At 66.9% G+C, this 11,920-nt stretch carries 12 protein-coding genes; 7 read left to right on the forward strand and 5 right to left on the reverse strand.

Going from position 1 to position 11,920, the window contains the following annotated elements:
• Positions 1-125 precede the first annotated feature (125 nt).
• From GOPIP_RS19110 to GOPIP_RS19130, 5 genes are all read left to right on the forward strand, one after another.
• Complete coding sequence (locus tag GOPIP_RS19110) at positions 126-941, forward strand: PspA/IM30 family protein (RefSeq protein WP_006371415.1); 816 nt, start codon at positions 126-128, stop codon at positions 939-941.
• 8 nt (positions 942-949) lie between these two features.
• Entirely contained in the window at positions 950-2,224 is a 1,275-nt protein-coding gene (locus tag GOPIP_RS19115; protein WP_006371416.1) for a glycosyltransferase, read from the forward strand.
• Complete coding sequence (locus GOPIP_RS19120; protein WP_006371417.1) at positions 2,215-2,409, forward strand: DUF3046 domain-containing protein; 195 nt, start codon at positions 2,215-2,217, stop codon at positions 2,407-2,409. The genes GOPIP_RS19115 and GOPIP_RS19120 overlap by 10 nt, the downstream gene beginning before the upstream one ends.
• A gap of 253 nt (positions 2,410-2,662) precedes the next feature.
• Positions 2,663-3,706, forward strand: a complete 1,044-nt coding sequence (gene recA, locus GOPIP_RS19125) for a recombinase RecA (RefSeq protein WP_006371418.1) — start codon at positions 2,663-2,665, stop codon at positions 3,704-3,706.
• A gap of 101 nt (positions 3,707-3,807) precedes the next feature.
• Positions 3,808-4,269 (forward strand): regulatory protein RecX, encoded by a 462-nt coding sequence (locus tag GOPIP_RS19130; protein ID WP_006371419.1) that lies wholly within the window; start codon positions 3,808-3,810, stop codon positions 4,267-4,269.
• Between the two features lie 146 nt (positions 4,270-4,415).
• Here GOPIP_RS19130 and GOPIP_RS19135 read toward each other — a convergent pair whose 3' ends face one another.
• From GOPIP_RS19135 to gluA, 4 genes are read right to left on the reverse strand one after another with little or no spacing between them, the layout of a single operon-like run.
• The gene (locus tag GOPIP_RS19135) at positions 4,416-5,306 is read right to left on the reverse strand and encodes an amino acid ABC transporter permease (RefSeq protein WP_006371420.1); all 891 of its coding nucleotides are present in this window, start codon (positions 5,304-5,306) and stop codon (positions 4,416-4,418) included.
• Positions 5,303-5,986 carry an amino acid ABC transporter permease gene (locus tag GOPIP_RS19140; RefSeq protein WP_006371421.1) on the reverse strand — a complete coding sequence of 228 codons (684 nt, stop codon included), beginning with the start codon at positions 5,984-5,986 and terminating at the stop codon, positions 5,303-5,305. Before GOPIP_RS19140 ends, GOPIP_RS19135 begins: the two co-directional genes overlap by 4 nt.
• Before the next feature lie 19 nt (positions 5,987-6,005).
• Positions 6,006-7,061, reverse strand: a complete 1,056-nt coding sequence (locus GOPIP_RS19145; RefSeq protein ID WP_006371422.1) for a glutamate ABC transporter substrate-binding protein — start codon at positions 7,059-7,061, stop codon at positions 6,006-6,008.
• A gap of 43 nt (positions 7,062-7,104) precedes the next feature.
• Positions 7,105-7,833, reverse strand: coding sequence for a glutamate ABC transporter ATP-binding protein GluA (gluA, locus tag GOPIP_RS19150; RefSeq protein ID WP_014359817.1), 729 nt, complete (start codon positions 7,831-7,833; stop codon positions 7,105-7,107).
• A 227-nt stretch (positions 7,834-8,060) separates the two neighbouring features.
• On the opposite strand from gluA, the gene miaB reads away from it, so the two are divergent.
• Together miaB and GOPIP_RS19160 are read left to right on the forward strand one after the other, a co-directional pair.
• Positions 8,061-9,686: a tRNA (N6-isopentenyl adenosine(37)-C2)-methylthiotransferase MiaB gene (gene miaB, locus GOPIP_RS19155; RefSeq protein ID WP_035728415.1), complete on the forward strand. Its 1,626-nt coding sequence runs from the start codon at positions 8,061-8,063 to the stop codon at positions 9,684-9,686.
• Between the two features lie 11 nt (positions 9,687-9,697).
• The gene (locus GOPIP_RS19160; RefSeq protein ID WP_006371425.1) at positions 9,698-10,477 is read left to right on the forward strand and encodes an Rv2732c family membrane protein; all 780 of its coding nucleotides are present in this window, start codon (positions 9,698-9,700) and stop codon (positions 10,475-10,477) included.
• A 45-nt stretch (positions 10,478-10,522) separates the two neighbouring features.
• Here GOPIP_RS19160 and GOPIP_RS19165 read toward each other — a convergent pair.
• Positions 10,523-11,920, reverse strand: a 1,398-nt coding sequence (locus tag GOPIP_RS19165) for a DUF349 domain-containing protein (protein ID WP_006371426.1), incomplete at its 5' end; no start/stop codon positions are given.

The following is an 11,920-nucleotide window of genomic DNA, read 5'->3' on the forward strand; positions in this document are numbered from 1 at the left end:
CGACATCCGGGTATCCCCTGGGTAATCCCCCAACTGAATGCCGGACTGCCTCGCCCCACCGACCGAGACGCTAGATTGGTGTGCAGACCGACGCGAAACCGTTCTGAATGGAGCTGACGACAAGCATGGCGAACCCGTTCGTGAAGATGTGGCGCTATCTGATGGCCCTCGGCAACGCGAAGATCGACGAGAATGCCGACCCGAAGATCCAGATCCAACAGGCGATCGAGGATGCGCAACGGCAACACCAGGCTCTCTCACAGCAGGCGGCGTCGGTGATCGGCAACCAGCGTCAGCTCGAGATGAAGCTCAACCGCCAACTCGAAGAGGTCGAGCGGCTGCAGGCCAACACCCGGCAGGCGCTGACCCTGGCAGATCAGGCCAACGCCGCAGGCGATGCCCAGAAGGCGCAGGAGTACACCAACGCCGCCGAGGCCTTCGCCGCTCAGCTCGTCACCGCCGAACAGGGCGTCGAAGACCTCAAATCGCTGCACGATCAGTCCCTGCAAGCCGCGCAACAGGCCAAGCAGGCCGTCGAGCGCAACGCAATGATCCTGCAGCAGAAGCTCGCCGAACGCTCCAAGCTGCTCAGCCAGCTCGAGCAGGCCAAGATGCAGGAGCAGGTCAGCGCCTCCCTCAATCAGATGAGTGAGCTCTCGGTGCCGGGCAACACCCCGAGCCTCGACCAGGTGCGCGAGAAGATCGAGCGCCGCTATGCCAACGCGCTCGGTTCCGCCGAACTGGCGAAGAATTCGGTGCAGGGCCGGATGGCCGAGGTCGAGCAGGCCGGCGTGCAGATGGCCGGGCATGCGCGTCTCGAGCAGATCCGTGCCAGCATGTCCGGCGGTTCGCTGCCGACCGGGGGAGCGGCGTCCCCGGCGGCTCAGCCGGCACCGGGCCTGACGAAGCCGACCACCGAACCGCCGCAGACGGGCAACTGACGTCACCGTTGCCGCCGACGTCGTCCCCGGCGGCTCCCCGGAAGGTCGCCATTGTCGCCGGTCCGGACGCCGGACATGCTTTTCCTGCCTTTGCTCTGGCAGAAAAGCTTGCCGCGCAAGGTATCTCATCCACGGTGTGGACAGGTGTCGTCTGGCACGAGGTGGCGCGTTCGCGACGACTCGACGTCGCGGAGTTGCCGGGTCTGCGTGCACTTGCCACCGACGACGACTCCGACGCCGGTGCCAAGCTCGCCGCGCGTGCCGCGCGGATGGCCGTCGCGCTCGCTCCGGTGTTGGCCGCGCGGGGTACCGATCTGGTGATCTCCGACGTCATCACCGTCGGCGGCCTGTGGGCCGCGGAGTTGTGCGGGCTCCCCGCGATCGAAATGTCGCCACATCCGCTCTACCTGCCGTCGCGGGGACTGCCACCGATCGGCGCCGGGCTGAGCCCCGGTGACGGGGTGGGTGGACGGCTCCGCGACATCGCGCTGCGCACGGCGAGCAACGTCTCCGTCCGGGCCGGTGAGCGTCAGCGCGCGGCCGCACGGCGGGGGATCGGTTTGGCCGGGACACGGTCCGGCACAGCACGATTGATCGCGACCCTCCCCGCCCTCGAGGTGCCCCGACCGGATTGGCCGCCGCAGGCCCACATCGTCGGACCACTGCTGTGGGAACCCACCGACGTGATCGTCGAACCACCGTCGGGCACGGGCCCGTTGGTGGTGGTGGCGCCGTCGACCGCGGTGATCGGTGCGGCCGACATGCTCGCCGAAACGCTTGCGGGATTGTCTGAGCTGGCGTCGAGAAGTCCAGTGCGCGTGGTGATCTCGGCGCTCGACCCGCCAGGTGCCGCTGCGTTCGGGGCGCCCGGGCTGTCGGTGACCGCCGGCCTGGGACGGCAGGATCAGCTCGTCGCCCGAGCCGACGTGGTGGTGTGCGGTGGGGGGCACGGGATGCTGGCGAAGTCGTTGTCGGCAGGGGTCCCGGTGGTCACGGTGCCGGGCGGCGGTGATCAGTGGGAGTTGGCCAACCGTGTGGCCCGGCAGGGCAGTGGGCTGGTGGTGCGGCCGGTCGAGGGGCACGCGATCGCCGATGCGGTCGCCACGGTGCTCGGCGATCCGAGGTATGCGCGTGCCGCGGCGGCCGCCGCCGCGTCGATGTCGGATGTGGTGGACCCGGTTCGCGTGGCGTGTGATGTGTATCGTCGGTCGGTCGCCGGGAGCGCGCTCGGACGCGGCGATGGGTACCGGACGGACGGAGGGGAAGTGCCGCGATGCGATTGACCGAGTTCACCGAGTTGATCACCGAGGAATTCGGCACGATGTCGGCGGATTCGATCCTGTCCGATCATGTGCTCACCGAGCTCGGTGGGCGGACGGGCGCGCAGGCGATCGAGGCCGGCGTGGATCCGCGCGATGTGTGGGTGGCGATCTGCCGGGACTTCGACGTGCCACGCCACCGCTGGTAGAAGTCGCGCTGGTGAAAGTCGCGCTGGTAGAAGTCGCCCGGCACCCGCGTGTCGGACTTGCCATCGAACACATGTTCACGCAATTCTGTAGGGGTGTGGAACCAACTCGGCACCGCGTGCGTCCAAAGCTCTCGTGAGGACGTGAACGGTTTTGTCGGACCCCGTCGCTAACGTCCTTCACAAATCACACCGATACCGACGACCCACCCGATGACCGCCGGAGTCCCCGGCGCACAGACACGAGGAGACAGCCATGGCAGCAGCGCCCCAGGACCGTGAGAAGGCCCTTGATCTCGCACTCGCGCAGATCGACAAGAACTTCGGCAAGGGCTCGGTCATGCGACTCGGCGAGGAGACCCGGCAGCCGATCGAGGTGATCCCGACCGGCTCGATCGCCCTCGACGTCGCGCTGGGTATCGGCGGACTGCCGCGCGGCCGTGTCGTCGAGATCTACGGCCCGGAATCGTCGGGTAAGACCACGGTCGCCCTGCATGCGGTCGCCAACGCGCAGGCCCAGGGTGGCATCGCGGCGTTCATCGACGCCGAGCACGCACTGGATCCGGATTACGCGGCCAAGCTCGGCGTGGACGTCGACGCCCTGCTGGTGTCGCAGCCGGACACCGGTGAGCAGGCGTTGGAGATCGCCGACATGCTGATCCGCTCCGGTGCCCTCGACATCCTGGTCATCGACTCGGTTGCCGCACTGGTCCCCAAGGCCGAGATCGAGGGCGAGATGGGCGATTCGCACGTCGGTCTGCAGGCCCGCCTGATGAGCCAGGCATTGCGCAAGATGACCTCGGCGTTGAGCAATTCCAACACCACCGCGATCTTCATCAACCAGCTGCGCGAGAAGATCGGCGTGATGTTCGGTTCACCGGAGACCACGACGGGCGGTAAGGCACTGAAGTTCTACTCGTCGGTGCGTCTGGACGTCCGTCGCATCGAGACCCTGAAGGACGGCACCGACGCCGTCGGTAACCGCACCCGCGTCAAGGTCGTCAAGAACAAGGTGGCACCGCCGTTCAAGCAGGCCGAGTTCGACATCCTCTATGGACAGGGCATCTCCAAGGAGGGATCGCTGATCGACATGGGTGTGGCCGAGGGCTTCATCCGCAAGTCCGGCTCGTGGTTCACCTACGAGGGCGATCAGCTCGGTCAGGGCAAGGAGAACGCCCGGAAGTTCCTGCTCGAGAACGACGACATCCGCGACGAGATCGAGAAGAAGATCAAGGAGAAGCTGGGCATCGGCGCGGTGGTCGACGCCGATGACGTCGCTCCGGCACCGGTGGAATTCTGACCGGCGCCGACGAACCCAGCGGCGCAACCGGCTCCAGCGGCGCAACCGGCTCCAGCGGCGCAACCGGCTCCAGCGGCGCAACCGGCCCCACGGCGTGGGATGTGGCGCTGCGTCTGCTGGGTGTCCGGGCGCGGTCACGCGGCGAGATGCAGGAGCGACTGGTTCGGCGTGGCTTCGACGCAGACACGGTCGCCGATGTGATGCGGCGCCTGGATTCGGCGGGTCTGCTCGACGATGAGGACTTCGCCTCCGAGTGGGTGCGGTCACGCCACACCCACTCGGGACGCGGACGCGTGGCCCTACGTCACGAGCTCAAGGCCAAGGGCGTGGATGCGGCGACGATCGAGAATGCGTTGTCCGACATCGATCCCGAGGACGAGCGCGCCGTGGCCGGCCGCCTGGTCGCCAAGAAGCTGACTCCGCGGGTGCTCGAGCAGGTGGCCGATCGCGCCGAGCGGGACAAGCACTTTCGTCGGCTCGTGGGCATGCTGGTCCGCCGCGGATATCCGCAGTCCCTGGCGATCGACGTCGTCGGCGAGCACCTCGACGCCGCGGCGGAATGAACTCGGCGGAATGAACGCGATGTGCCGAGTCGGTAGAACAGCTCGATCAGTATGACGTTTCACCCGGAATCCGGGCGAAACGTCATACTGATCGGCAATGGCACCTGATCGGCAGCGTCAACTGATCTGCGCTGAACCGGGTTGGGTTATCGCGGACCGAAGTTCGGCATGTTCTCCATCGCGCCGAGGTCCACGTCCTCGCCGTGGGGGACGTCGGTTCTGCGGCGTCCCCGGCGCAATGTCTTCTCGATGAAGGTCGCCAGCGACGACAGACCGAAGTTGATGACGATCATCACCACCGCCACCACGACGAGTGCGGGCAGGTAGTTGCCGTAGTACGACGCCGACTGGATGCCCGACCGGACCACCTCGACGTAACCGATGGCGTAGCCCAGTGCCGAGTCCTTCAGTGCGATGACCATCTGCGAGATCAGTGCGGGCAGCATCGCGGTGATCGCCTGCGGAAGCAGCACGATGCGCATCATCTGGGACTTGCGCAGTCCCAACGCCATCGACGCCTCGGTCTGTCCTTTCGGTAAGGAGTTGATGCCCGAACGCAGGATCTCGGCGATCACCGACCCGTTGTAGAGCGTCAGACCCGTGACGACCGCCGCGAACGCCAACTGCGACGACGGGAACACCGCGTAATCGGCGAACAGGTAGTAGGCGAAGATCATCAGGATCAGCACCGGGATGGCGCGGAAGATCTCGACGAACAAGCCCGCAAGCGTCCGCACCCACAGGTGATCGGACAGTCGACCGATACCGAGCACCGAGCCCAGGACCATGGCGAAGATGATCGACAGGAACGCCGCTTTCAGCGTGCCCCACAGACCCGGCAGGATGTAGGTCGTCCAGGTGGTCCCGGTGACGAAGGGATTCCATTTCTCGCCGGTGAGCTGATCGTTGTCGCTGAGGACGACGAGCACGTACACGACGACGGCGACGATCACCGCGAGGAAGATCGCGGCGATGATCGCATTGCGAATCCGCGCCTTGGGTCCGGGTGCGTCGTAGAGAACCGTTGCGCCGCTCATCGTTTCACCGCCAGTCGTTTGGCGAGGTAGCCGAAGACGGCGCCCTCGATCAGGGTGATGATCATGAAGCCGATGGCGATGATCACGAAGATCGCGATGATCTCATTGGCGTGGTCCTCGATCTGCTCCTTCATCAGCAGCGAGGCCTCGGCGACCCCGATCACCGAGGCGATCGTGGTGTTCTTGGTCAGAGCGATCAACACGCTGCCCAGCGGCCCGATCACCGCACGCAATGCCTGTGGCAGCACGATGATCCCGAAGACCTGCGTGAAACCCAGGCCAAGGGAGCGGGCGGCCTCGGCCTGTCCGATGGGAACGGTGTTGAAGCCCGATCGCAGTGTCTCGCAGACGAAGGTGGCCGTATAGAGGATGAAGGCCAGCACCGCCAGGCGGAAGTTGTTGTTCTCGATGAAGGTGTTGTTGTCGGGAGCCAACGCCAGACCGAGGTTCTGATAGAGGCCCACCGAGCAGAAGATGATGATCAGCGTCAGCGGGGTGTTGCGCACGACGTTGACGTAGGTGGCGCCGAACCAGCGCATCACCGGGACGGGGGAGACCCGCATCCCGGCCAGGATGATGCCCCAGATGAGCGCGCCGAGCGCCGACCAGAAGGTGAGTTCCAGGGTCACCTTGAACGCGGGCCACAGTTGCGGCCCCATATCCGACCAGAGTTCATTCATGGTTGTTCACCTGCCTTCCTCAGCTCAGTCCCGGCGGGCACGGGGTGGACGTGGAGTTGACGATCTTGTCGACGGCCTGCGGTCCGGGGTCGGGCAGGAACTTGTAGCTCGATCCGGGAGCTGCGGCGCGGGCCATCATCTCGTCGACATACTGGTTGCCGATCGCCTTGCGCAGCGCTGCTTCCCATGCGGATTCGCCCCCGCCCGGTCCCGGCTGCAGCATGGCGTCGAGTGCCTCGTCCACGGCCGTGATCGCCTCGGGGTAGTTCTTGGCCATGCCGATGCCGTAGTTCTCGGTGGAGAACGGCGCACCCTGTTTCTTGAGGACCTTCTTGCCGCTGCTGGTAACGCATGCGTCCTTGGGGTAGGTCATCCCGACGAGCTTGAACTCGTCGGGGAAGAAGTCGGCGTAACCGGCGAGGATGACCTCGTCGGTGGTCAGCGCGTCGACCTTGCCGCGACGCACGGCCTCCACACACGACGAGTACGAGTCGTACTCCTGCAGTTGCACTCCGGGCAGCTGCGCCTTGACGTTCTGCGCCGACGTCGATCCGGTGACCGAGCAGAGTCTCTTGCCCTTGTTCAGATCGGTGAGTGAGGTGATCGAGTTGTCGTCCTTGCGGACGAGCAGAGCTTGATAGTTGATCAGGTAGGGGCCGGCGAAGCTGACCTGCTTGGCACGGGAGGCGTTGATCGAGTAGGTGGCCGCGATCATGTCGACCTCACCGTTGTTGATGAGCGTTTCGCGCTGGGCCGACGGCGTCTCACGCCAGGTGATCTCGGGATGGGCCACCCGGAGCTGGTCGGCGATGTGATTGACCACGTAGGTCGACACCGACGGGTCGAACCCGGTGACGCTCTTGTCGGGGTTGCGGATACCCAGGCCGGGCTGGTCGTATTTGGTGCCCAGCACCACTTTTCCGTTGCGGATGGAGTCGAGTAGGTTGCGGGGTTCGGAACTGCCACAGGCGCTCAGGCAGGCGGCGAGCACCGCGGCAACGAGTACTGCGACACCCAGAGCGGCGGTGCGGCCACGTCGCCGATGACCGGAGGTCTGTGGAAAACGTTGTCGCATATGTCTTGTCGAGGATCCCGGAGTGTTGGTGGGGTTGGTCATCTCAGTGACCCAGGATCTTCGACAGGAAGTCCTTGGCGCGGTCGGACTGCGGGTTGTCGAAGAAGGACTCGGGGTCGGAGTCCTCGACGACGGCGCCGTCGGCCATGAAGATGACGCGGTCTGCGGCCTTGCGGGCGAAGCCCATCTCGTGGGTGACCACGAGCATCGTCATGCCCTCCTTGGCCAGCGAGACCATCACGTCGAGGACCTCGTTGACCATCTCCGGGTCGAGTGCCGAGGTGGGCTCGTCGAACAGCATGATCTTGGGGTTCATGGCCAGGGACCGGGCGATCGCCACGCGTTGTTGCTGTCCGCCGGACAACTGCGCCGGATACTTGTCCTTCTGGCTGGCGATACCCACGCGCTCGAGGAGTTGCAGCGCGTGTTTCTCGGCCTCGGCCTTGTTCTGTTTGCGGACCTTCGTCGGCGCGAGGGTGACGTTCTGCAGGATCGTCTTGTGTGCGAACAGGTTGAACGACTGGAAGACCATGCCGACATCGGCGCGCAGCCTGGCGAGGTCTTTGCCCTCGGCGGGTAGTAATTCGCCCTCGATGCGGATCTCGCCGCTGTCGATCGGTTCGAGGCGATTGATCGTGCGGCACAGGGTGGACTTGCCCGATCCCGAGGGGCCCAGCACGACCACGACCTGCCCGCGCGGGACGTCGAGGTTGATGTCCTTGAGGACATGGAGCTCACCGAAGTGCTTCTGCACATTCGTCATCGCGATCATCGGCGGTGAATCGGCGGCGGTCGCCGCACCCGGCGCCGCGTTCGGAGATTCGGTCATACGTAGCAACCCTAATGGGGACAAGTCCGAACGGCGCGGCAAATGCGACACCTGCGTGTCCGATTCGGGAGGAAACAGGAAGTCACGTGCACTTTTCCGTCCAGGCCCCCTGCATGCCCCCGGGCGATGACCCGACAGCCGATTTGCCCCCGCCCCGTACTCTGGACCGAGTGAGTATCGACCTCTCCGAATCCGCAGCGACCTCGCCGAATGCCGGTGTGGGCGGCGACGCCGTGCGTCGCTATCAGGTTCGCACGTACGGCTGCCAGATGAACGTCCACGACTCCGAGCGGATCTCGGGTCTGCTCGAGGAGGCGGGCTATATACCTGCCGACTCCGACGACGACGCCGACCTCGTGGTTTTCAACACGTGCGCGATCCGTGAGAACGCCGACAACAAGCTCTACGGCAATCTGTCGCATCTGGCACCGGTGAAGGCCGCTCGGCCGGGTATGCAGATCGCCGTGGGCGGTTGTCTGGCGCAGAAGGACAAGGACGCGGTCTTGGGTCGGGCGCCCTGGGTCGACGTCGTCTTCGGCACCCACAACATCGGGTCGTTGCCGGTGCTGCTCGAACGCGCACGACACAACGAGACCGCCCAGGTCGAGATCCGTGACTCCCTCGAAGCATTTCCCTCCACGCTGCCGGCCAAACGCGAATCCGCTTATGCCGGTTGGGTTTCGGTGTCGGTGGGCTGTAACAATACCTGCACGTTCTGCATTGTTCCGTCGTTGCGCGGCAAGGAGGTCGATCGCCGGCCCGGCGATGTGCTCGCCGAGGTGACCGCTCTCGTCGATGCAGGTGTGCTCGAGGTGACCCTGCTCGGGCAGAACGTCAACGCCTACGGCATGTCCTTCGCCGACCCGGGCACCCCGCGTAACCGCGGTGCGTTCGCCGAACTGCTGCGTGCCTGTGGTGACATCGACGGGCTCGAACGTGTGCGGTTCACCTCGCCCCATCCGGCGGAGTTCACCGACGACGTCATCGAGGCGATGGCTCAGACGCCGAATGTGTGCCCGCAGCTGCACATGCCGCTGCAGTCCGGGTCGGACCGGATCCTGAAGTCGATGCGACGCAGCTATCGGCGGACCCGCTTCTTGGGCATCCTCGACAAGGTGCGCGCGGCGATGCCGCACGCCGCCATCACCACCGACATCATCGTCGGCTTCCCCGGCGAGACCGAGGAGGACTTCGCCCAGACCCTCGAGGTGGTCGAACAGGCCCGCTTCGCCAGCGCGTTCACCTTCCAGTACTCGCCGCGACCGGGAACACCCGCGGCCACGATGGACGACCAGGTGCCGCCTGCGGTGGTCTCCGAGCGGTACCGGCGACTGATCGAACTCCAGGAGCGGATCTGTCTGTCGGAGAACCGGGCGATCATCGGCCGGCAGGTCGAGTTGCTCGTGGTCGCCGACGAGGGTCGCAAGAGCGCACACTCGCACCGCATGACCGGTCGCGCGCGAGACGGCCGGCTGGTCCATTTCCGTCCCGGGGATCTCGCCGCGGCGATCCGTCCCGGTGACATCGTGACCACCGAGGTCACCGAGGCGGCGCCGCACCACCTCATCGCCGACGCAGGGGTGGCCGGGCATCGGCGCACCCGAGCCGGTGACGCGCACGAACAGAGCCGGACCCCGACGACCCCGCCGGTCGGTGTCGGCCTCGGCATCCCCGGCATCGGTCCCGCGCCGGTGGTCGCGGACGACAGCGGCTGTGGTGCCGGGGCCTGCGGGGCCGGCACCACCGCACCCGGTTCCGCGGGTCCCGGGCGCGTGATGGCGACGGCAGGACAGTGAGGGACGACGACGTGAGTATCGAGGGCCAGAACCCGAAAGATCCCGACCACCGCGACGGCGACGACGCCGCGAGTGCGGCCGACACCGATGCGGCGGCCACGCGTGAGCGACGAGAGAACCTGCGGGGTGACAAGGCGCTGTCGGAACTTCTCGGTCGCGACGTCCGGCGTCCGGCGGGATCGTCGGAGAGTCTCGCCGATCTGGCAGCCTACGAGAACGACCTGCGCAAGGCCGAACGCAAGGTGGCCGGTGAGATCGATCCGGGTGCGCGCGCCATCGTGGTGGCGGTCGCGGTGCTACTGGCAATGGTGTCGCTGGTGTTGCCGCACACCGGGTCGGCCAGCGGGATCGACGTCCTGACGATGTCGGCGAATGCGGTGACCGAACGGGTGGCGGTGACCTCCCGGGTCTTCGTCTACCTGCTGTTGATCTTCGGGATCGGCGCATCGATGCTCGCACTGCTCACCCGGCGCTGGATCATCGCGTGGGTCGCATTGTGCGGATCGGCGGTCGCATGCGTGGCCGGGTTGCTGGCCTGGTGGACCCGCAACACCCCGGGCGTGGGCGGGATCGAGCCGCCGTCCGGCGTCGGAATCGGGCTGATCCTCGGCTGGATCGCGGTCTTCGTGCTCACTTTCCACTGGGCGCGGGTCGTGTGGGCACGCAGCACCTATCACCTCGCCATCGCCGAGCAGCGGCGGGTGGAGGCCGCCAAACGCGAGGAGGCGACCCGTCGCATCCGCGGGCGGACCGACTTCCGGCCACCGACCGGCGGGGACTCCGGGGCCTGACCGGCAGGGACTCCGGGGGCCTGACCGGCCGGGACCGCGAGCGGGTCAGCGCTCGTCGATCGCCGTCTGGGCGGCCTGTGCCCACTCGTGCCACTGCGCCGCCTGCTCGCGCAGCTTGGCTGCGTCCCGTGCCTTGCCGCGCTCCTCGGCCTTGCGGGCCTGCTCTTCCAATTGCGCTGCGCGGTCGGCGAATTGGGCGGCACGTGCCTGCGCCTCCGGGTCGGTGCGCTGCCATTGTGCGTCCTCGGCGTCGCGAATCCGCTTCTCCAGAGCTCGTGCCCGGCTCTCGAGGCTGTGCATCTGCTCCCGAGGAACCTTGCCGATCTCGTCCCACTTGTCCCGGAAGGCCCGGAACTCGCGGCGGGCCGCCTCGAGGTCGGCCGCGGGATCGATGGCGGCCTCGGCGGTGGCGAGCAACTCGAGTTTTGCCTGACCGTTGGCGGTGAACTCGGCGTCGCGTTCGGAGGCGATCGCATTGCGTGCGGCGAAGAACACGTCCTGCGCCGCCTTGAACCGCTGCCACAGGGCTTCGTCGGCGTCGCGCGGGGCGCGGCCCGCGGCTTTCCATTCGCCCAGCAACTCCCGGAAGCGGGCCGAGGTGGGACCCCAGTCGGTCGACGACGACAATTCCTCGGCCTGCGCGATCAGCTCCTCCTTGCGTGCCTTGGCGCCGGCACGCACCCGGTCGAGCTCGGCGAAATGAGCGCCCCGGCGTCGGTTGAACGCGTCGCGAGCCTTCGCGTACCGCTTCCACAGCACATCGTCGGTTTTGCGGTCGATCCCCTTGATCGACTTCCATTCGTCGAGGATCGCGCGCAGCCGGTCTCCCGACGTCTTCCACTGGGTGGACTCCGCGCCGATGGTCTCGGCCTCGGCGGCCAGTTCTTCCTTGCGGGCGATCGCGGCGGCGCGGGTGGCCTCCCGCTCGGCCTTGAGTGAGTCGGCGACCTCGTCGGCGGTGCCGACGATCGCCGACAACCGCGCGGCGAGCGCATCGACGTCACCGATCACCGCGGCGTCGGGGAGGGTCTCCAGCAGATGCTTGGCCGCGGCCTGTGCCTTGCGCGGATCGCCGGAACGCGCAGCGAGGCGTTCCTCGAGGATCTCGACCTCGGTGGCCAGGTCGTCGAACCGGCGACCGAAGTGCTCGAGCCCGTCCTCGACGGACCCGGCCTGCCACGATCCGATCTGCCGCTCGCCTGACGAGGTCTTCAGCCACACGACGCCGTCGGCGTCGATCCGTCCGAACCGGTGGGGATCGGTGTGTGGCAACGGGTTCGGGGTGACGACCGGGATCGGGGCGGACGCTGCCGGCCCCGGTTGGGGGCGGGGCCGCGGGCCGGGGCGGGGGCCCGGGCGCGGACCGGGTTTGGGGATCGGGGGCCGGGCTGCCGGTCCCGTGGTGGGTTCGGTGGTGTCGGTGTCGCCGCCGGTGGCCTCGTG

The organism is Gordonia polyisoprenivorans NBRC 16320 = JCM 10675 (genome assembly GCF_000241325.1).
In the GTDB taxonomy this organism is placed as follows: Bacteria; Actinomycetota; Actinomycetes; order Mycobacteriales; family Mycobacteriaceae; genus Gordonia; species Gordonia polyisoprenivorans.